This is a genomic window from Agriterribacter sp., from assembly GCF_035497235.1.
Lineage (GTDB): Bacteria > Bacteroidota > Bacteroidia > Chitinophagales > Chitinophagaceae > Agriterribacter.
The window spans coordinates 32462-55705 of sequence record NZ_DATJEB010000050.1 but is presented as its reverse complement, the minus strand read 5'-3'; the positions used below and the strand labels follow the sequence as shown (position 1 = coordinate 55705).

At 41.8% G+C, this 23244-nt stretch carries 12 protein-coding genes; 9 read left to right on the top strand and 3 right to left on the bottom strand.

Features of this window, described 5'->3' with window-relative positions; all coding sequences use genetic code 11:
* Positions 1–6 precede the first annotated feature (6 nt).
* Positions 7–3096: an efflux RND transporter permease subunit gene (locus tag VL121_RS17165; protein WP_325407626.1), complete on the bottom strand. Its 3090-nt coding sequence runs from the start codon at positions 3094–3096 to the stop codon at positions 7–9.
* The gene (locus VL121_RS17160) at positions 3096–4133 is read right to left on the bottom strand and encodes an efflux RND transporter periplasmic adaptor subunit (protein WP_325407624.1); all 1038 of its coding nucleotides are present in this window, start codon (positions 4131–4133) and stop codon (positions 3096–3098) included. Before VL121_RS17160 ends, VL121_RS17165 begins: the two co-directional genes overlap by 1 nt.
* A 567-nt stretch (positions 4134–4700) precedes the next feature.
* Here VL121_RS17160 and VL121_RS17155 point away from each other — a divergent pair.
* Positions 4701–5951, top strand: a complete 1251-nt coding sequence (locus VL121_RS17155) for an efflux RND transporter periplasmic adaptor subunit (RefSeq protein WP_325407622.1) — start codon at positions 4701–4703, stop codon at positions 5949–5951.
* A 63-nt stretch (positions 5952–6014) separates the two neighbouring features.
* On the opposite strand, the gene VL121_RS17150 is transcribed toward VL121_RS17155, so the two are convergent.
* The gene (locus tag VL121_RS17150) at positions 6015–6362 is read right to left on the bottom strand and encodes a four helix bundle protein (protein WP_325407620.1); all 348 of its coding nucleotides are present in this window, start codon (positions 6360–6362) and stop codon (positions 6015–6017) included.
* Between the two features lie 99 nt (positions 6363–6461).
* Here VL121_RS17150 and VL121_RS17145 point away from each other — a divergent pair, with 99 nt between their 5' ends.
* The 8 genes from VL121_RS17145 (at position 6462) to VL121_RS17110 (ending at position 23096) form a co-directional block, all read left to right on the top strand.
* Entirely contained in the window at positions 6462–7139 is a 678-nt protein-coding gene (locus tag VL121_RS17145; protein ID WP_325407618.1) for an ABC transporter ATP-binding protein, read from the top strand.
* A gap of 27 nt (positions 7140–7166) precedes the next feature.
* Positions 7167–7388 (top strand): hypothetical protein, encoded by a 222-nt coding sequence (locus VL121_RS17140; protein WP_325407616.1) that lies wholly within the window; start codon positions 7167–7169, stop codon positions 7386–7388.
* A 98-nt stretch (positions 7389–7486) separates the two neighbouring features.
* Entirely contained in the window at positions 7487–9919 is a 2433-nt protein-coding gene (locus tag VL121_RS17135) for an ABC transporter permease (RefSeq protein ID WP_325407614.1), read from the top strand.
* A gap of 166 nt (positions 9920–10085) precedes the next feature.
* Positions 10086–12473 carry an ABC transporter permease gene (locus VL121_RS17130; RefSeq protein WP_325407612.1) on the top strand — a complete coding sequence of 796 codons (2388 nt, stop codon included), beginning with the start codon at positions 10086–10088 and terminating at the stop codon, positions 12471–12473.
* Positions 12474–12757: 284 nt separating this feature from the next.
* Positions 12758–15184 (top strand): ABC transporter permease, encoded by a 2427-nt coding sequence (locus VL121_RS17125; protein WP_325407610.1) that lies wholly within the window; start codon positions 12758–12760, stop codon positions 15182–15184.
* A 507-nt stretch (positions 15185–15691) separates the two neighbouring features.
* On the top strand, positions 15692–18070 hold the full coding sequence (locus tag VL121_RS17120; RefSeq protein ID WP_325407608.1) for an ABC transporter permease: 2379 nt from the start codon (positions 15692–15694) through the stop codon (positions 18068–18070).
* A gap of 186 nt (positions 18071–18256) precedes the next feature.
* Positions 18257–20608 carry an ABC transporter permease gene (locus VL121_RS17115; protein WP_325407606.1) on the top strand — a complete coding sequence of 784 codons (2352 nt, stop codon included), beginning with the start codon at positions 18257–18259 and terminating at the stop codon, positions 20606–20608.
* A 145-nt stretch (positions 20609–20753) separates the two neighbouring features.
* Positions 20754–23096 (top strand): ABC transporter permease, encoded by a 2343-nt coding sequence (locus tag VL121_RS17110; protein WP_325407604.1) that lies wholly within the window; start codon positions 20754–20756, stop codon positions 23094–23096.
* Positions 23097–23244 lie beyond the last annotated feature (148 nt).

The window sequence follows — 23244 nt, the reverse complement described above, 5'->3', positions numbered from 1 at the left end:
AACAGGTCAGGCTCTTTTTTCTTCTGAAAAATATTCGTCAATATGACTTTCTCCTTTTTTTGCCGAAAGAAAACTATACATGGCAGGAATTACAAACAGGGTTAATATCAGCGAAAATATAATTCCGCCCACAATTACAAGTCCTAATGGTATACGGCTGGTAGAAGCCGCGCCGATAGACAAAGCGATAGGCAACGCACCCAACGCCATGGCCAGACTGGTCATTAAAATGGGTCTTAAACGGGCTACCGCCGCTTCAATAACCGATTGCGCTTTAGACAGTCCCGCTTTTTGTTTCTGATTAGCGAACTCTACGATCAGGATACCGTTTTTAGTTACCAGGCCTATCAGCATAATCATACCAATCTGCGAAAAAATATTGAGTGTCTGGTCAAATAACCATAAGGTTAATACGGCTCCGGCAATAGCGAGCGGCACAGTGAACATGATAATAAACGGATCAATAAAACTTTCGAACTGCGCTGCCAGTACTAAAAAAATAAGGGCCAGCGCCAGAATAAAAGCGAACATGGTATTGCCGGAACTTTCGGCAAAATCGCGCGAGGCGCCTGAAAGCGAAGTAGCAAAAGTATCGTCTAACATTCCATCGGCGATATCCTGCATAGCTTTAATGCCATCGCCCAGGGCCACGCCAGGAGCTAATCCTGCCGATATGGTAGCCGATTTATACCGGTTAAAATGGTAAATCGTTGGCGGGGTGGTTCCTTCCCGCACGGTTACCAGGTTATCTAATGAAATATTTTCACCCCGTTGATTGCGCAGGTAAACATTCTTCAGATCGGTTGGCTTATTCCTGTCATCCCGCGGCACCTGCCCTATTACTTCATACTGCTTACCTTCCTTTGTAAAATACCCCAGCCGCCGGTTACTGTAAGCCAGTTGGAGCGCTTCGGAAATGGCGTCAATACTAACGCCAAGATCGCTCGCTTTCAAACGGTCAACTATAACCGCAAGTTCGGGCTTATTGAACTTCAGGTCAATATCCACCCCCTGGAAAGCGGGGTTTTTATTGGCTTCATCCATGAATTTAGGGATGATTTCCGTGAGCTTTTCAAAGTTGTTGTTTTGTATTACAAACTGAACGGGCAGCCCTCCCCTGCGGTTAACCGCTATGGTTTGCTCCTGTATAGGAAAAGCCCTTCCTTCCGTAAACTTCGGGAGATTCCTGCTTATCATATCTACTATTTCCTGCTGCGAACGCGACCGCTGATCCGGATCAACAAGCATCGTTCTCACAAACCCGGTATTAACAGAACCTGTGCCTGAAAAACCCGGCGCCGTTACCGTTAATACGGTTTTAAACTCCGGAACCGAATCCATAATTAAATTGGTAAGATCTCCTATAAACCGGTCGGTATATTCAAAAGAGGAACCCTCGGGCATGGTTACCTGCAGGCGAAACTGGCTGCGGTCTTCCATAGGCGCTAATTCCGATTTGAGTGTTCTGCCTATCCCCCATATCAATCCTCCGCAAACCACAATAATGATCAGCGCCAGCCACTTTACCTTCATAAATAATTCCAGCAAACGGTGGTAGCCGGTTTCCATACCATTGAAGAAGGGTTCGGTTACCCTGTAAAACCAGCTATGCGTATGCTTTTTGTGCGCAAGTTTTACATTAAGTACAGCGGTAAGGGTTAGTGATACAAAAGCCGATACCAGCACTGCGCCTGCCACTACAATACCAAATTCGCGGAAAAGCCTGCCCACAAATCCTTCCAGGAAAATGATAGGTAAAAAGATAACGGCGAGTGTAATGGATGTGGAAATAACGGCAAAATATATTTCTTTGGAGCCCTCCTTCGCCGCCTGCCATTTATTCATTCCTGCTTCCATTTTTTTATAAATATTCTCCGTTACCACAATGCCGTCATCTACCACCAAACCGGTAGCCAGTACAATACCCAGGAGGCTCAGCACATTGATGGTAAACCCGGCAAGATACATGATAAAGAACGCGGCGATCAGTGAAACGGGGATATCTATTAACGGGCGGATAGCCATTAACCAGTCGCGGAAGAAAAAGTAAATGATCAGTATAACCAGCGTAATGGCTATAAAAAGCGTTTCTTCCACTTCCGATATGGAGCGCTGGATGAATACACTCTGATCCAGCACGATGTCGAGCTTGATATCTTCAGGCACTTCTTTCTTTAACTGTTCAAAGCGCTTGTAAAACTCTTCAGATATAGCAACATAATTGGATCCGGGCAAGGGTATAATAGCCAGCGCTATCATAGGCACGCCATTGAGCTTTAAAATGGTTTCTTCATTTTCCGGTCCCAGCACCGCTTCCCCAATATCCTTTAACCGGATGATACTGCCGCCGAAGTTTTTTATAATAATATTATTGAATTCTTCTTCTGAAGACAGGCGGCCAAAAGTGCGCACGGTCAGCTCCGTATTATAACCCGCGATTTTTCCCGAAGGCAGTTCCACATTTTCTTTTAAAAGCGCCTCCTGCACATCCTGGAAAGTAAGGCCATAAGCATTCAATTTAGAAGGTTCGAACCATATACGCATGGCATACTTCTTTTCGCCCCATATTTGCAGGCTGCTTACGCCCGGAATAGTTTGTAACCTTTCCTGCAGCACATTGGTAGCATATTCCGTAATTTCCAGTTGGTTGCGTGTGCTGCTTTGTACCGTCATTGAAATAATAGCGTCTGAGCTGGCATCGGCTTTGGAAACCACCGATGGGGCATCTAAGTCCTGCGGCAGGCGGCGTTGCGCCTGTGAAGTTTTATCTCTTACATCGTTGGCGGCAGCTTCCAGGTCAACACCCAGGTCAAATTCAACTGTAATATTACTTGTGCCCTGGCTGCTTGAGGAAGTCATGTTCTTAATACCGGCAATGCCATTAATGGATTTTTCTAAGGGCTCTGTGATCTGCGATTCTATGATGTCTGCATTGGCGCCCGAATAAGTGGTGCGCACATTAATAACGGGGGGATCAATAGCCGGATAATCCCTTACCCCCAGGAATGTAAAACCAATGATTCCAAACACAACAATTAAAACGCTGGCAACCGTTGCCAGTACCGGGCGTCTCAGGCTTATTTCGGAAATATTCATTATTGTATTTTGCTGAGTTGTATTTGAGAATTGGGTTTAACTGCCATCAGCCCGGAAACCAGCACCGTATCTCCTATGTTTACGCCAGCAATCACCTGCACATACACCGAATCCCTGATACCCGTAGTAACAGGCAAAAAATGCGGACCGCCGTTCCTGTACACAATTACCTGCTTGCCGCGGCTAAGCGGTATTACAGCCTGTGTAGGTATAATTACAGCGTTATTATCTTTGGCCAGGTCTAACGCTACTTTCGCAAATGCGCCCGGTATAAGAGAAGCGTGTTTATCTTTTACTATCGCTTTTATATTCAGACTGCGGGTATTGGCGTCAATAAAATATTCGCTTGCCAGTACCGTGGCTTCAAATCTTTGCCGCACACCATCTATGCTAAAGCTTATTTTTTTACCAGGTACAAAGTTCGTACTGTATTTTTCGGGAACGGTAAACGCTAATTTCAGTTGATCTACCTGGCGAATCGTGGCAATGATATCGGCGGGGGAAACATAAGCGCCCAGGCTGGTATTCCTCAATCCTATCCTGCCATCAAAAGGAGCTCTTATCTCGGTTTTAGTAATAGCTACTTTCACTAATTCAATATCGGCCTTATTGTTATTCACCTGCAATTCACTCAGGTCAACATCCTGCTGGCTAATACCCTGAATTTTTAATAATTCTTTATACCGCTCTACCGTTTTTTCATTGATCTCCAACTGCACCTCAAGCTTTTTAAGCTGGGCCTGCAAATCATCGTCAAACAATTTGGCTAATAAAGTTCCCTTCCTCACGAAACTCCCTTCTTTAAAATTAATGCTCACCAGTCGGCCCGTAATTTCCGGGCGAATGTCGGTGCCTTCGGCGGGCATTAATGAGCCGGCTACTTCAATGTTTTCGCTAAGCGGAATGGTTTTTACAATAAAAGCATCGGCAATAACGGTACGGCTTCTCTCTTTGGGTTGAGCTGCAGCTTCCTCTTTTTTTTCGGAACAGGCGAAGAAGCCGGAGAAGACAATAACATATAAATATAAGTTTCTCATTGCTTGCGAAACTAATACAATTTGAAGTTGAAACATTCACCACCGGTAAATAAGTGAACGTTAATTAATGTTAATAAAAAATCACCATCTTAATGAAACAGATGGCTGAAGCCGGCTGCAGGCGATGGCGTTTCTACCTGTTTTCTTTCCTTATTGCAGCCTGGCATGAATGTGGCTAAAGCCACACAGTATCACTTTTAAGGCAGTCAGCTAATGCTGACTGGAAGTGATGGGGCTTTCCTATATAATATCAATTTCCTTTGTAGTTGGCTAAGCTGGTTGCAGGTGATAGGGCCCTCTAAATGTCTTCATGCCGCATTGCATCTATCATGTTTTATATTACCGGGAATGAAATGGCTGTATCAAAAACGAACACCTGTTGTATCGCTAACGTACGAAGAAACAAAATAATAGGTTACAAATTATTGATAATCAATGTACTTTTATTCTGGCACAACATTCACTTATAAGATGAATGTTTTCCCCTGCGATGATTTTTTTATGACCAGGTTTTAAACCCGGATAACTTTTAAAACGCCCGGGAAATTGCCCGAAAAATTAAAAAGAATGGACAGAGCTATTGCAAAAAAGAAATGGAATACAAAACGGGTACTCACTATAGCCGGTATAGCGGGCATCGTTGCATTGATTGCCGCGAGTTATTATTCCACTTCCGGTAATTCAAAATTAAATGTAGATACGGAAAGGATTACCATAAGCGAAGTAAAAGAAGGCATTTTCCAGGAAACGATTCCTGTAAATGGTGTGGTGCTTCCGGTAACGAGTATTTATCTTGACGCGCAGGAAGGCGGACGCGTAGAAGAAAAATACGTGGAAGACGGCGCTGTTATGAAAAAGGGAGAACCTATTTTACGGCTTTCCAATACCGACCTTTTAATGAACCTGATGAGTCAGCAGAATACCGTTTACAATACACTAACGCAAATGCAGATCAACAATAATGCGGCACAGCAAAATACAGTAAGCAAACTGAACCAGATGGCGGATGTGGAAAGCCAGTTGAAAGAAGCGGAAAGGCTATACAATTTAAACAAAAAGCTTTTTGAACAAAAAGTTATCGGCTCCCAGGAGTTTGAGCAATCGGAGATCAGTTATAATTATTACCTGCAAAAAGAAAAATTAACAAAACAAATATTATACCGCGACTCTTTATCGCGTTTACAACAGGCTACGCAGGATAAACAATCCTATGCCGGTTCGCAGCAGGCGCTCAACATTATGCAAAAAAAGGTAGGCGATCTTATTGTGCGTGCACCGGTTGACGGGCAACTGACTTCATTAGACGCGGAGATTGGCCAGAATAAAAATAAAGGAGAAAGATTGGGGCAGATAGATGTACTGAGCGGTTTTAAAGTACGGGTGGATGTTGATGAACATTATATTTCAAGAATATACCCGGGTCAGAGAGGCCGTTTCACCTTTGCAGACACTACCTACCAGTTGGAAATTAAAAAAGTATTTACACAGGTAACCAACGGCCGCTTCCAGGTAGACATGGAATTTGTAGATAAAGTACCCAAAGGCATAAGGCGCGGTCAAACCCTGCAAACCCTGCTGGCACTAAGTGATGAAAGAAAATCTTTACTGCTGGCTCGTGGCGGATTTTACCAGCAAACAGGTGGCAACTGGGTATTTAAAGTATCCGCAGATGGTAAAAAAGCGTATAAAGTAGATATACAGTTGGGCAATCAAAACCAGGATTACTATGAAGTGTTGCAGGGATTACAACCGGGCGATAAAGTAGTAACCAGCAGCTACGAAAATTATGGAACCATGCAGGAGTTGGTGTTGAAATAATGATTAGCTGTCAGCAGTCAGCCATGAGCCGTCAGCTAACAATAGTCAAAGCCGATTGTTTTTTTACAGTTTTTCACAATATTTAAAAATCATTTTTCTGATTTCAACCGCCTCTTTATGAAGTTTAATAAAAAGTTCTTCAGTTATGTATAAAAGTTCTTTGCTAAGCATTAGTTGATATTGAATTTCGGAACAAGAACCCGTAGCAATCTGAAGGAAATTGGCAAATTGGGGATTTGAGTTTCTGCCACAACCTTCAGCGATATTCGTAGGGATTGAATAAGCAGAACGGCGCATTTGACTGGTTAATCCAAATAATTCTTCTTTAGGGAAGTTTTTAGTGATCTTATAAATTTTCAAAGTAAGTAGATGGCTCCTTTTCCAGATTTCAAGTGTTAAGAAATCACGCATAAATTAAATTTTAAAATTAAAATATAAATTTAATAAAATATAAAACGCTAAACAAGCTCATGGCTCATAGCTGAAAGCTCATGGCATAAACCAAATACAATGATCAAAATCTCCGAATTAGAAAAAATATACCGCACAGAAGAAGTAGAAACGGTTGCGCTGAATAAACTTTCATTTGAAGTAAAAGAAGGCGAGTTTGTGGCGGTAATGGGCCCTTCAGGCTGCGGAAAATCAACCCTGTTAAATATCCTGGGGATGCTGGATGATCCTGATGCAGGTAGTTTTTTATTCAATGGTATTGAGGTAGCCCATTTTAATGAACGCAAACGCGCCGACCTGCGCAAGCATAATATTGGTTTCGTATTTCAAAGCTTTAACCTTATTGATGAGCTCACCGTTTTTGAAAATGTGGAGTTACCATTAATATATACCGGTGTAAAAACCGCTGATCGCAAAAAAAGAGTAGAGGCGGTATTAGATAAGGTACAGATCATGCACAGGCGTAACCACTACCCCCAGCAATTATCCGGTGGGCAACAGCAACGTGTAGCCGTTGCAAGAGCAGTGGTTAATAACCCCAAGCTCATTTTGGCGGATGAGCCTACGGGTAATCTCGACTCAAGCAATGGCAATGAAGTAATGCAAATGCTTACCGACCTGAATGAACAGGGTACTACTATTGTTATGGTAACCCACTCCGAGCACGATTCAAGGTACAGTCATCGTATCATACGCATGTTAGACGGTCAAACGGTTACGGAGAACATACTCGTGTAATTTGAGATTTAAAATTTAAAATCAGTTATGACAACGCAATATCAAACCAAAGTACAGCGCATTACCATGCTGCTCACACTGCTGGCATTGGTAATCGTTATTGCCAAAAATGTATCGGCAGGTACACAATGCGTGCCTGTTCAGCAACCGCATCCCTGTGAAAGCAATGCAAAGACCAGTGTTATGGAAACCACCACGTCAGATATAAAAGATATTCCCTGGCAGCCTGTAATATCCATGATCTGGTAAACAAAGTATACTGTTTCCCGGTCCAATTCCCATGATTTTATTTCTGGTCGTACTTCAGTAAAAATAACCTGCCGGCAATAACTATAAAACGTATTATAATGATCAGGAATTATTTAAAAGTGGCGTTAAGAAATTTATGGAGAAATAAAACCTTCTCCCTTATCAACATTATTGGCCTTGCCACCGGCCTTGGTTGCTTTATTCTTATTGCTTTATATGTACTGGATGAACTGAGTTACGACCACTTTTACAAAAATTCCGATCGCATTTACCGCATTAGTTCCGATATCCGTTTTGGCGGAGATGAAACAAAGTATCCGTTTACTTCCGACATGATGGGGCAGGCGCTGAAAAAGGATTATCCCCAGGTTGAGCAATACACACGCGTTTATAATTCCAATGGAAGCAAACTGGTAAAAAAAGGAACGCAGTTTATTATGGAAACCCGCGTGGCACATGCGGATTCAACTTTCTTTGATGTATTTAGTTTACCGGCCATTGCAGGTAATATACACGCAGCGCTGTATGAACCCAATACGTTGGTAATAACGGAAACAACTGCCCGGAAATATTTTGGTGATGGTAATAATGCTATCGGAAAAATTATTGAAACCGATGACAATGGTAAAACATTGTATAAAGTAACGGCAGTTATAAAAGACATTCCCTCTAATTCACATTTCAATTTCGATTTTATTTTCTCCATGAAAAACGTGGATTACCGGTGGGGACAGTACCTGAGCCATAATTTCCATACCTATCTTTTGCTTAAACCCGGCATAAACCCGGCAGCTTTTAAAAAAATTTTTGACCAATATACAGATCAATATGTACTCCCTGAGGCAAAAGCGTATTTACAGATCGCCAGTATGGATGAGTTTCAGCAATCGGGTAATAAACTGAAATACTCATTAACGCCGCTTACTGATATTCACTTGTATTCTAACCGCCCTTTTGAGCTGAGCCCCGGCGGGAACATACAATACGTATATATTTTTTCGGCGGTGGCTATATTTATTTTGCTGATCGCCTGTATCAATTTCATGAACCTCACCACTGCACGTTCGGCAAACAGGGCTAAAGAAGTAGGCGTTCGCAAAGTACTGGGTACTGAACGCAAAAATTTAATAACGCAATTCCTTAGTGAATCCACCTTAACTGCTTTCATCTCCTGCATACTGGCCATATTACTTGCTTTTGCCATTATACCTTTGTTCAACAGTATTTCCGGGAAAACCATGAGTGTGCTCCACATTTTCACGCCTGCCATCATTCCTGTTTTGTTGCTATTGCCCTTTGTGGTAGGACTTTTGGCCGGTAGCTACCCTGCGTTCTTTCTTTCTTCATTTAAACCCATAGAGGTATTAAAGGGCAGGTTAAGATCGGGCCGAAGCAACGGAAGTCTCCGGAGTGCGCTGGTAATATTCCAGTTCGCTACTTCTATTGTACTCATTGCTGGCACCATTATTATTTACCGGCAGTTGCATTATATACAAACCAAAAACCTGGGCTACAATAAAAACGAGGTACTGCTCATTGAAAACGGGTATGCTTTACAAAATAAGCTGGAAGCGTTTAAGCAGGATATGCTGCAGCAACCCGGCGTAAGCAGCGGAACCATCAGCAGCTATTTACCCATACCTTCTTCAAGAAGCGATAATATTTTTTCAGGAGAACGGGTCATTGATGCAAAAAACGGGTTTAGTATGCAGGAATGGAACGTGGATTGTGATTACCTGCAAACATTAGGCATAGAACTTATTAAAGGAAGGAATTTTTCCCGGGATTTTGGAACAGACTCCAATGCAGTTATTCTTAATGAAGCTACCGCAAAAACTTTGGGGTACGCTGATCCCATAGGACAGCATATTTACAAATCGGGCATCGGCCCCGGCTCCGTTGAATCGTACACTATTATCGGTGTAGTTAAAAATTTTCATTTTGAATCCCTCAAAAGGGATATTGGTATGTTAGGTTTGTTCCTGGGTAGAAGTACAGGTTTTGCTTCTTTTAAAATGAATGCAGCCAATGCTCCGCAGATCATACAATACGCCGAAAAGAAATGGAAAACCTATGCTCCGGAAATGCCTTTCAGCTATCAATTTTTAGACGCGGCATTTAACAACGTATACCGCTCGGAGCAACGGGTAGCAAAAATTGCCATAGCCTTTTCTGTACTGGCTATTCTTATCGCCTGTTTGGGATTGTTTGGCTTGGCCACCTATATGGCCGAACAACGCACCAAAGAAATTGGTATACGAAAAGTGCTGGGCGCTTCTGTTGGCAATGTAGTTACTATGCTTTCGAAAGATTTTTTAAAATTAGTAACCATAGCGTTTTGTATTGCCGCGCCACTGGCCTGGTGGGCCATGCACAATTGGTTACAGGATTTCGCCTATCGCATTAATATATCGTGGTGGATATTTGGCATTGCAGGTGTGCTGGCGCTTTTCATTGCTTTGTTTACAATTAGTTTCCAGGCAATAAAAGCAGCGGTGGCGAACCCTGTGAAATCGTTAAGAACAGAGTGAGCCCGTCATTGCGAGCATGGCGAAGCAAAAAGCAGCAGTTGCGAATCCGGTGAAATCGTTACGAACGGAGTAATCAGATGTGAAGATATGAAAATGAGGAATATGGATATAGAATCGAAACCCTGCCCGCTGTGGCGGATATCAAATATCAAATCTCAAATCTCAAATGATAAAGAATCTCTTACTCGTTGCGCTGAGGAATTTTAAAAGAGACAAATGGTATAGCCTCTTAAATATTCTTGGGCTTACCATTGGAATAACGTTCGGTTTGTTCCTTATCTTTTATATTAAAGATGAGTTGAGTTATGACAGGTATCACGAAAAAGCGGATAGAATATTTCGTGTAAACTCCATCATTAAGGAAGCAGACAGGGATACCATGCGCTGGGCGATAGCGCCATTTCCGATGGGACCCGCTTTGGCAAAAGATTACCCCGAAGTAGAGGAATCCGTTCGGTTTGTAAACAGTGGAAGAACCATGTTTAAGAATGGTGGGTTAAGGTTGTATGAAGACAAGGTATTTTTTGCCGACAGTAATGTGTTTCGTGTATTTACTTATCCTTTTATTGAAGGAAATCCACAAACAGCATTGAAAGAACCCAACACAGTTGTACTTTCCCAATCATCAGCTATAAAATTTTTTGGCACAAACAAATCTTACGTTGGTAAAACTTTGGAGAATGTAAATGGTAAGGTATACAAAGTAACGGGAGTGATGAAAGACGTTCCCCACAATTCCCATTTCATTTTTAATATCCTCGTTTCGAGGAGTTCGCTTCCGGCTGACTTTGCAAACAACTGGGGAAACTTTGATTACTTCACTTACGTGTTGCTAAAACCAGGTACAACTGCGGCCGTTTTTGATAACAAGATGAAACCCATGTACGATAAATACCTGGCTTCCATTTTTGCGCAGTATAATATTAAAATAAAGTTTGAAGCACAACCCATCACGTCCATACATCTTCATTCCACTACAGCTAACGAGCCTGAAGAAACGGGTAGCATGTCTTATATCTACATCTTTTCGGCTGTAGCATTTTTTATGCTGCTGATCGCCTGCATTAACTACATGAATCTCACTACCGCAAGATCAGCGAGAAGAGCAAAGGAAATAGGTATAAGAAAGGTAACCGGTTCAAATAAAACACAACTGGTATTACAGTTTTTGATTGAATCAACACTTACGGCTTCAGTTGCTTTATTATTGAGTATAGGGCTTATTGCGCTATTCCTTCCCATGTTTAACACACTGGCCGGGAAATATATTTCGTTCGGGACATTATTCAAACCAGATACTATACTTATTCTGCTGGCTGTAGTGGTATTTGTTGGAATTGTGGGCGGCAGTTACCCGGCATTTTATTTATCAAAGTTTAACCCGGTTGATGTATTAAAGGGAAGCTTGTCAAAAGGCTCCAGCAATGTTAATTTAAGAAAAGCTTTAGTAGTGATACAGTTTTCCATATCCATGATTATGCTCATTTGCACATGGGTGGTATATGGGCAACTCCGATATTTAAAAAACAAAGATCTCGGTTTTGATAAAGCCCAGGTGATGACTGCATCCGCTGTTACAGACAGGGATATACAAAGTGCTGTTCTTTCTTTTAAAAATGAAATGCGCAATAACCCGCAGGTGGTTTCTGTTAGCTCAGCAAGCTCGGTGCCGGGGCAGGGAAATAGTTTTAATTTATTTTCTGTTCAAACAAAAGATGGATATGTAGATAAAGGGGTAGATGTATATGCCATTGATGAGGACTATATTAAAACACTCGGTATTAAACTGGCAAAGGGCAGAAACTTTTCAGGACTTGCAGATACGCTGCATGGTATGCTGGTGAATGAAAAAATGGTACAGGAATTTGGCTGGGGCGATAATCCGCTTGGCAAAAGAGTGAAATTTCCCGGTGATACTTCAGGTAACTATCTTGAAGTGGTAGGCGTGGTGAAAGACTTCAATCAAAAATCGTTATATAATCCTATCGCTCCATTGATCTTGTTGTACCGGCCCAATACCAATCTTATCCAGCTAAAATTAAGTACTGCAAATATTTCTTCGGCTATTACAGGCATAGAAAACACCTGGAAAAAAATGTTTCCAGATATTCCTTTTCAGTATACCTTCCTCGACCAGGATTTTGATTCACAATATGCCGCCGATGAGAAACGCGGCAAGATATTTACCGCATTCTCGATACTCACGATACTTATTACATGCCTTGGACTCTTAGGCCTGATTGCCTTTACAACAGAGCAGAGACAGAAAGAGATCAGTATACGCAAAGTGATGGGCGCGAATGTTGGCCAGATCGTTCCGCTGATTACTAAAAATTTTGTTGTACTGGTTGGATTATCCTGTATTGTAGCTTTTCCGGTTGCATGGTATTTTATGGCGAAATGGCTGAAGATATTTCCATACAATACGGGGTTAAGTATAATGCCATTTATACTTTCAGCGCTGGTTGTGTTGTTGATAACGATGCTTACGGTTATATTTCATACCGTAAGAGCGGCTGTTGCTAACCCGGTGAAGGCTTTGAGGAGTGAATGATACAAATGTGGAGATGTGAAAAATGTGGAAATGCCTGCCCGACTGAACAGGCGGGTGAAAATGAAAGTGGTCGGTACGCAACGAAAAGAGCATCAGACTGCGGGTGAATGTGGGAAATGTGGAAATGTGAGAAGTCCAGTGATATATTTTAAAGCTCATGTGGCAGAACTAAATGTTTGATATTATTCCAAAGCACCGTCTTTCTCCGCAAGGAGAAGGATAAGAGGATGAGGCTAAACTTCTCAGGAGAGATCAAAACCAAAAGTAAAAACAATAAACAATAAATGTTTAAAAACTATTTCAAAATCGCATGGCGCAACCTGGCAAGGCACAAGGCGCATACCACTATTAACGTGGCAGGACTTGCAACAGGCATCGCTGCTTCCCTGCTTATTTTTATAGTGGTATCATACGAACTAAGCTACGATACTTTTCAAACAAACTACAACAGCATTTACCGTATCGTCACATCGTCAAAGCATGCAGATGGCAGCGTGGATTATAACCCCGGTGTACCATGCCCGGCTTATGATGCATTGAAAGCAATTTTTCCTCAAATTGAAAAAATGGTTGCGTTAAACGCAAGTTCCGGCAACCAGTTTACCGTTCTGGGAAACAATCCCAACAGTGATGTGGCGATCAGTAAAAAATTTATTGAAGAGAGTCATATGATTTTTACCCAGCCTGCTTACTTTGATATATTCAATGCGAAATGGCTTACAGGGAACAAAGAATCCCTGTCGGATCCGGGTAACGTGATCATTGACAGATCTACTGCCATAAAATATTTTGGTGATTGGAAAAAGGCTGTAGGTCAGTTCCTGAAATTAGATAACACCGTACTGCTGCAGGTATCCGGTATTGTAGAAGATATGCCAGCCAATACCGACTTCCCGATAAAAATATTTGCATCGTACGAAGCCTTTAAAAAATACCCTGATAATTTTGGTTATTCTGCCGAATGGGGAAGCCTCAGCAGCAATCACCAGTTATATTTTATGCTCCCGCCGAATGTAACTGCAGAAAGCATCCAGTCCGGAATAAAACAATTCGTCAAAAAGCATTCCCGTAATACAGGACGGGATGAAAGAATGATGGTATTACAACCCATGAAAGACTTTCACTTTAATATGCAATATGGTGCACTTGGTGATCACAGCTCCAGCAAAACGATTTTGTTAACACTTGCGCTGATTGGCGTACTGATCATTATTATGGCTTCCATCAACTTCATCAATCTTTCCACCGCACAGGCTATTGGCCGGGGCACCGAAGTTGGTATCCGCAAAGTTTTAGGCAGCAGCCGTGGCCAACTTATACGCCAGGTAATGGGCGAAACCTTTCTCGTTGTTTTCTTTTCACTTATGCTGGCGCTCGGTATTGCCAGATTGGTGATGCCCTGGTTAAGCAATGTTGCCAGTGTGCCTCCCGGCATTTCGCTGTTCACACCGGCAAGCAGCCTGTTCTTAACCGCCGTATTGATTTTGGTTACCCTGTTATCCGGCGCCTACCCCGCTTTGATCATCTCGGGGTTTAAACCTGCGCTTGCGTTAAAAAGCAAGATCAGTGTTGCCAGTATGGGTGGCATTTCCTTAAGAAGAGTTTTGGTTGTTACGCAATTTGCCATTTCACAGGTGCTGATCATTGGAACTATAGTAGCCGTTAGCCAGATGAACTTTGTACGCAATGCAGACCTGGGGTTCAATAAAGACGCAGTGCTGGTGTTGCCTTCAAACAGCAGCAGTGAAAACCTGGCCAGAAGAAATCCGCTAAAGGAACAATTGCTGCAAAATCCCAATGTAATAAGCGTTTCATTTGCAAGCGATGAAGCTTCTTCCGAAAACAACTGGGCTTCCAATTTTGCTTTCGATAATAAAGAAGATGCCCCCTTCCCGGTTTTTTCTAAATATGCTGATGAGGATTATGTACAAACATTCGGATTGCAGATAATAGCCGGAAGAAGTTATTCGGCCAGTGATACAGTAAAGGAATATTTAATTAATGAAACCCTGGCAAAGAGACTGGGATTACAGTATCCCAAACAAGCTGTTGGAAAGAACCTGCGGATGGGTGGCGGCCAATGGTTACCGGTAGTAGGTGTAGTAAAAGATTTTAAAGTAAACTCCCTGCATGAAGAAGTAAAGCCACTGACTATCGCAGCAAGAAAAGATTTCTATTTTACAATTGCCGTAAAGCTCCGTACGCAAAACCTTGCTCAAACAACAGCCCAGATACAAAAGCTATGGGAAAAAACATACCCGGAATACGCTTATACCAGTCATTTTTCTGATGAAACCATAGAGCGGTTTTACCGACAGGAAACCCAGCTATTGCTGCTGTACAAAATTTTCGCCGGTATTGCCATCTTCATTTCCTGTCTTGGACTATACGGATTGGTTTCTTATATGGCCATACAAAAAACAAAGGAAGTGGGCATTCGCAAAGTACTGGGTGCAAGTATAAGCAATATTGTACTGTTGTTTTCGCGTGAATTTACTTTGCTTATTGCCATCGCCTTCCTGGTTGCAGTGCCGGTGGGCTGGTATATCATGAACGGCTGGTTACAGAATTTTGTGTACCGGATTGATATGGGCATAGGTGTCTTTGTTTTAGCCATTGTTGCATCACTCACCCTTGCATGGATAACGGTTGGTTACAGGGCCGTAAAGGCAGCAATAGCCAACCCGGTGAAAGCATTGCGAAGCGAATAGCCCCCGCCCCTCTCCCCGCTGAGGAGAGGGATGCCTAAGGTCAGAGCGTGTGGAGTAAATGTAAATGGGATAAACTCGAAAATTTAAAACAACCAGATCGTTCAGATATGCAAGGAATTGTGCTAAAGAGGATGTACTATCGGTATAGTTTTGGATTTGTTTTGCAGCACCGTCCCTCTCCATTGCATGGAGAGGGAAAGAGGGTGAGGTACTGTTCGTTTCCGTACAGGCTTCGTCCGGTATCGCACACCTTCCTGCAGAATTATTTTCTTGGGGGCTGAATATCAAACAATTATGCACTGGCACGCGTGTTGACCTGTAACTCGTTTCCAAACCGGGAGCAATATAAATGCAGCAATTTGAAAATGATAGCGGTCGGCACGCAACGAAGGAAGCGTCAGACCGCGAATACAGGATGATGTAAATGTTAGATAATTGCTGAAAGAATCTGACGGCTCAAAGCCTACAATTATGTTCAAAAACTATTTTAAAATTGCTTGGAGAAATATGCTGAAGCATAAGACTTTCTCCTTTATTAATATACTGGGTTTGTCAATTGGTATAGCCATTTGCTTTATCATTATGCTTTTTGTTCAGGGTGAATTAAGTTATGACCGATTTAATATAAAGGCAGACAGAACATATCGCATTGCTTTCAAAGCCAGCATTAACGGAGGCAAAATATTAGAGGCTAATGTAATGCCACCGGTGGCAGCCGCATTGAAAAATGATTATCCCGAGGTAGAAGAAGCTATAAGGATTAAGGAAGGCGGACGCCCCAAAGTTACCTACAAAAACAAGACTTTTAAAGAAGGCAGGTTAGCATTGGTAGATGCTAATTTTTTTAATGTATTCACTTTGCCGTTTTTAAAGGGTGATTCCCAAGTCGCATTAACAGATCCCAATACTATTGTGCTTACAAAAGAACTGGCAGATAAATATTTTGGAAAAGAGGAGCCATTGGGGAAATTACTCTTTGTTAATAACAATACTACCTTATGCAAAGTAACCGGCGTTATTGATAACATACCGGTAAATGCTCATTTTCATTTTGATATGTTTGTATCCTTGTCGGGTATTGCTTATGCAACAGATCAGTCATGGATGTCTTCCGGTTTTTTTACTTACATCGTTTTAAAAAAAGGAAGCGATTATAAAAAGCTGGAAGCAAAGTTTCCGGCCATGGTGGAGAAATATATGGGGCCGCAGATACAGCAGGCAATGGGAATGAGCTTAGAACAATTTCGTACCCGGGGAAATCAGCTTGGCTTTCTTTTACAGCCGTTAACGGATATTCATCTCCATTCCGGCAGCAATTATGAATTTGAGCCCGGCGGCGACATGCGTTACATTTACATCTTTAGCGCCATAGCCATTTTTATGCTGCTGATTGCCTGTATCAACTTTATCAATCTTTCAACTGCCGGCACATCCAAACGGGCAAAAGAAGTGGGCATCCGCAAAGTAATGGGTTCTGCAAGAATAGAATTGGTAAAACAATTCCTGCTTGAATCTGTTCTCATTACTTTAATAGCCCTGCTGCTGTCTATTGTATGGGTTAAGTTGTCGCTGCCTGTATTTAATGAGTTGTCGGGAAAAAACTTAGCAATAGGCTTCGCTATCAACCAGGCAGCCATGTTTTTGGTAATCGTTCTTTTGGTTAGCCTGCTGGCAGGCATTTACCCGGCATTTTTTCTTTCCTCTTTCAAACCCATTGCAACGCTGAAGGGCAAAATGAATACGGGCATTAAAAGCTTCAAATTACGCAGCGGCCTTGTTGTTTTCCAGTTTTTTATTTCCGTTAGTTTAATTACCGCTACTGTTGTTGTATACCAGCAAATGAAATTCATACGGGAAGCAAAGCTGGGTTATAATAAAGATCAATTGATTGTATTGCCCAATTCCTGGGCGTTAGGAAAAAATGAAACAGTTTTTAAAGAACAATTGTTGAACGATCCCCGTGTGGTGAATGCAACTATTTCCGGTTATAAGCCCGCAGGGCCAAGCTATAGTAATAATGCGCTGGCCTACCCCGAAGGCAAGGAAAACCAGGTAATGAAAACATTGGAATATGGGATAGATGAAAGGTATATCCCCACACTTGGTATTGAAATGGCGGCGGGAAGAAATTTTTCACCATCCAGACTTACAGATTCTTTAGGTATGATCATCAACGAAACTGCGGCAAAAGCCTTTGGCTGGGGCAGCAATGCCATAGGACAAAGCGTAATAAGGCAAAACAGTGTGAGGGGAAACAATGTAACCTTTACTGTAGTTGGTGTTGTAAAAGATTTTCATTTCAGGTCGCTGCATGAGGCCATTACGCCTTTATTGATGGTTTTGAATCCTGAATCAGGTTTGATCATAAAAGTAAAAACAAAAGACATGGCAGGACTGCTGGCTACCATGAAACAGGAATGGGCAAAATTTGGCCCGGAAGAGCCCTTTACATACAATTTCATGGATGAATTGTATAATAAAACCTATGCGGCAGAGCAGAAAACGGGCCGCATATTGAACATTTTTGCTGCACTGACTATACTGGTAGCCTGTATGGGATTATTTGGTTTAGCAACCTATACCGCAGAACAACGTTCCAAAGAAATTGGGATTAGAAAAGTACTGGGCGCCAGTGTAACGCAGGTTACCGGCATGCTGTCAAAAGAATTTTTAAAGCTGGTGTTGATTGCCTGTATCATTGCTTTCCCATTATCGTACTGGGCAATGTATACATGGTTGCAGGATTTTGCATATAGAATAAATATTAACTGGTGGGTATTTGTGCTTGCAGGATCCGCAGCGCTATTGATTGCAGTGTTTACGGTGAGTTTCCAGGCTATAAAAGCAGCAGTTGCGAACCCTGTGAAGCCTTTGCGAACGGAGTGATATAAATGTAAAAATGAAGTGGTCGGTACCCGACCAGGGGAGCGTCAGACCGCAGGTAAATGTAAGAAATGTGAAAATACCAGCCCCCGTCCAACTGGTGTCATCCGGGCGGGCGAAAGAATCATTCTGGCGGGACTCAGTCGGGCAGGCGGGCGGATAAAAATCAGCAATCATAAATAACGCTTTATGTTTAAAAATTATTTCAAAACAGCGTGGAGAAATCTTTTTAGAAACAAGGGGTTTTCTATTACAAACATTCTTGGCTTAACCATTGGTATTTCATGCACCACTTTTATTTTATTATGGGTGTATGATGAGCTTACCTACGACAGGTTTCAAAAAAACTATGATAACATTTACCAGGTTATTGCCAACCGCGATTTTAATAACCAGGTTTTTACCGACAGAAGCATGGCGCTTCCGCTTGCAAGAGCGCTTGAAAATAGTTCTCCGCAAATAAAACATGCTGTTGTTACTACTTACCAGCAACAAAATGTTCTTGCTTATAACAACAAAAAAATAAAGAAAGATGGTTATGTTGTAAGCGATCATTTCTTTGACATTTTTACATGGCAGTTTGTTAAAGGCAATGCAGCAACAGCGCTGAAAGATCCGCATTCTATTGTTCTTACAGAGGATGCAGCGAAAGCTTTTTTTGGAAATGAAGATCCTATTAATAAAGTACTTACAATTGATAATAACCAGACAGCAAAAGTGAGTGCTGTAGTTAAACATGCACCAGGCAATTCTACTTTTCAGTTTGATTGGATAAGACCTTTTAACTATGCTGATCCTGGTACAAAACAATCCATGAATGAATGGATAAATTCTTCATGGAATATATTTCTGTTAACGGTACCTCAGGCTGATACAGCTTTATTGAATAAAACCGTTACTAAAATAAAAAGGGCACATGGGAACGATGAAATCAGCAGCTATTTTGTTTTCCCCATGAATCACTGGCATTTGTACAGCGATTTTGAAAATGGCAAGAATATCGGCGGCATGATTGAATATGTGCGCCTGTTTTCTATTATCGCTGTTATTATTTTGCTGATCGCCTGCATCAACTTTATGAATCTTTCTACTGCAAGAAGTGAAAAACGCGCAAAAGAAGTTGGAATAAGAAAAACACTTGGTTCAAATAGAAAACAATTGTTACTCCAGTTTTTCTGCGAATCATTCATCCTGACATTGATTGCTTTTGCGCTGGCTATTGTTGTTGTTATATTATTGTTACCGCTGTTTAATGCAATGGTTGACAAACACCTTTCGTTAAATGTAATGCAGCCCGTATTCTGGGTTATGGCTTCGGGCACTATTTTATTTACTGCATTTGTTGCGGGCAGCTATCCCGCACTATATCTTTCTTCTTTCAATCCGGTAAAAGTTTTAAAAGGAACAATTGTAGCAGGCAGAAAAACAATATTGCCAAGGCATGTGCTGGTTACTTTACAATTTGCAATTTCTATTTTATTGATATCTGCCACCATCATTGTTTACCAGCAAATACAACATGTTAAAGGTCGCGACATGGGTTATAACCCCAACGGTCTGGTGATGATTCCGTCAACACCTGATACGGATAAAAATTTTGCAGTTATCAGGAATCAATTATTGTCATCGGGAATAATTACAAATATTACAAGAACCTCATCTCCTATTACAGAAATTTGGTGGAATACCGGCGCACCGGATTACGATGGCAAGCCTGCCAATTCACAAATTATTATGGGTGGGCTGGCAACTGACGTTGATTTTTCGAAAACGATGAATGTGAAAATGTTGCAGGGACATGATTTTACAGGAACGCCTGCAGACTCAACTTCTATGATTTTAAATAAAGCTGCGGTTGACGCGATGAAACTAAAAAATCCGGTCGGTATGCAAATGCGGTATGGAAAAACATATACGGTGATTGGTGTTATTGATAATGTGATTATGACTTCGCCTTTTGAACCGGCTTATCCAATGTTGATGGTTTATGAAAACCGCAGCTCCGGCATGAACACCATGCGCATTAAAGCAGGAGTGCCGGCACAAAAGGCTCTTGCATTTTTAGAAACTGTTTTTAAAAAAAATAACCCTTCTGTGCCGTTTGAATACAAATTTGTTGACCAGGAGTTTCAAAAAAAATTCTTAACTGAAAAACTGATTGGTAAACTCACTAATATTTTTTCTGCATTGGCCATTTTTATTTGTTGTCTTGGTCTTGCTGGTTTGGCATCTTTTACAATTGAAAAACGTTTCCGCGAAATTGGTGTGCGTAAAGTATTAGGGGCAAGTGTTCAGCAATTGCTGATGCTGATATCAAAAGAATTTTTAAAACTGGTTGTAATTGCATTTGTAATTGCCATGCCGCTTACTTATTGGCTAATGAGTAACTGGCTCGATAAATATAATTATCGTATCACCATCAGTTTATGGCTTTTCTTTATTGTAGGTATTGCTATGTTCCTCTTAACATTGATAGTAGTGAGTTTAAATACAATAAGGGTGGCAACAGGCAGTCCGGTAAAGAGTTTGAGAACGGAGTAGGATAAATGTGGAAATGTGAAAGTGTGGAAGTTTTAAAATGGGAATACAGAAAATGCAAACGTTAAATAATTGCTGAAAGCTGATTGCTGACGGCTCAAAGCTTACAACTATGTTCAAAAATTATTTCAAAACTGCCTGGCGGAACATGGTTCACAACAAAGCATTCTCGGCCATTAATATTTCAGGACTGGCGCTGGGGATAACCTGCAGCCTGCTGATCATGCTTTGGGTACAGGATGAGCGGAGCATTGATGGCTTTCATGCCAATGGCAGTCGTTTATACCAGGTATATGAGCGACAGCACTACGATGGTAAAGTGGAAGCCGGCTATTCAACGCAGGGACTGCTTGCGGATGAGCTTAAAAGAGTTATTCCTGAAATACAATATGCCAGCGGATTGGAATATGCAGCATCGCCGGGTACGCTCAGTACTTTTGAAGCGGAAACCAGGATCAATAAAATGAGTGGATTTTTTGCTGGCGCTGATTTCTTCAGCATGTTCAGTTTTCCTTTACTGGAGGGAAAACCGGAATCAGCTTTGAATACGCCCGAAGGCATTGCTATTTCTCGAAAAATGGCCGAACTGTTTTTTGGAAGTCCGCAAAAAGCTATTGGCAAAACCATCCGTTACGAAAACAAAGATGAATTGCAGGTTACGGCTGTATTTGAAAATATACCTTCCAGTTCTTCAATACAATTCGATTTTTTGAGAAGCTGGAAAGCTTTTGTAAAAGAGAATGCCTGGGTAAACAATTGGGGAAACACAAGTCCTTCCACCTATGTGCAACTAAGCGCCGGTGCTGATCCCCTGAAAGTAAAAGCCAGGATCAAAGATTTCGTTTACAATTACAGGCAAAAAGAAAAAGGTTTTGTAGTGGAGCTGGATTTGCAGTCTTACCCTGAAAAATACCTTCATTCTTCTTTTAAAAACGGCAAAATTGATGGCGGCCGCATTGAATACGTACGACTGTTTACGCTTGTAGCTGCTTTTATTTTGTTAATTGCCTGCATCAATTTTATGAACCTGGCAACTGCCCGTTCTGCCAAACGATCTAAGGAGGTGGGTGTTCGAAAGGTTATTGGCGCCTCAAGGTATGCACTGATTGGCCAATTTACAGGAGAAGCCATGTTACTGACATGCATTTCAGTTTTAATCGCCGTAATTTTGGTAGCCTTGCTGCTGCCGGCCTTTAATACACTCACCGGCAAACAACTATACGTACCCGTTACCAAGCCTTTCTTTTGGTCATTCTTAGCAGGACTGCTATTGGTTACAGGCCTGGTAGCAGGCAGCTATCCCGCATTTTTCCTGTCTTCGCTTATACCTGTAAAAGTGCTAAAAGGTAGTTTGAGATTTAGCCGGAGTGCAATATTTTTCCGTAAGGCGCTGGTGGTTTTCCAGTTCGCACTTTCTATTGTATTTATTGTAGGCATGATCGTAATTTATAAGCAGATGAGTTATGTTCAGTCAATAAACCTCGGTTATGACCGGGAAAACCTGGTATATATTCCTATAGAAGGCGACCTGGTTAAAAACTATGCACGGTTTAAAGAAGAGGCAGGCAAAATACCGGGCATCCTCAGCATTTCGAAAATGAGAAATTCACCAACCGTAATTGAACATCATACCGGCAGCATCGCATGGCCGGGTAAAGACCCCAATCTTACCGTGTCATTCGCCGATGGCGTAGTGGGTTATGATTTTGTAAAAACAATGAAATTAGAGTTAAAAGATGGGCGTGATTTTTCAAGGAACTTTGGAACAGATTCGGCAAGTTTTCTGCTGAATGAAACAGCCGCAGCAAAAATGGGATATAAGGATCCTGTTGGTCAGCCTGTATCGTGGGGCAACCGCCCTGGCAAGATCATTGGCGTACTGAAGGATTTTCATTTCAATTCCATACACCAGTCCATTGAACCCCTGATCTTACGGTTAGATGAAAACTGGGGCTGGGGCACTATACTGGTTCGTACAGGGGTGGGTAAAATCAAAGAAAGCATTACCGGACTGGAAAAAATAGGTAAATCATTAAATCCAAAATTTCCTTTTACCTACCAGTTCTCCGATCTCGAATATCTGAAATTGTATAAAAGCGAGCAGGTTGTCAGCAAGCTATCCAATTACTTTGCCTTCCTGGCCATTTTTATTTCCTGCCTGGGTTTATTGGGTCTGGCAATGTTCACTGCCGAGCAACGCACCAAAGAAATAGGCGTACGTAAAGTACTGGGCGCATCCGTTCCCAATATTATTGCGCTGTTATCCTCTTATTTTATAAAACTGGTTTTGGTCGCCATACTCATCGCCGCTCCCATAGCATGGTACGCCATGAACAAATGGCTGCAGGGCTTTGCCTATAAAATTAATATAGCATGGTGGATATTTGCACTTGCCGGTTTGCTCACCATTGGCATAGCGTTGTTAACAGTAGGCTATCAAAGCATCAAAGCGGCGGTGGCCAACCCTGTGAAGGCATTGAGAACAGAATGATATAAATGTGGAAAATGTGAAAGTATGGAAATCTGGAAATAAGCGGTTGGCACGCGACAAAGGAGTGTCAGACCGCGGGTTAATGTGAGCATGTAAAAATATGAAAGTAGTAATGTAAGAATATTCATTTGCTGAAAGCTCATGGCTG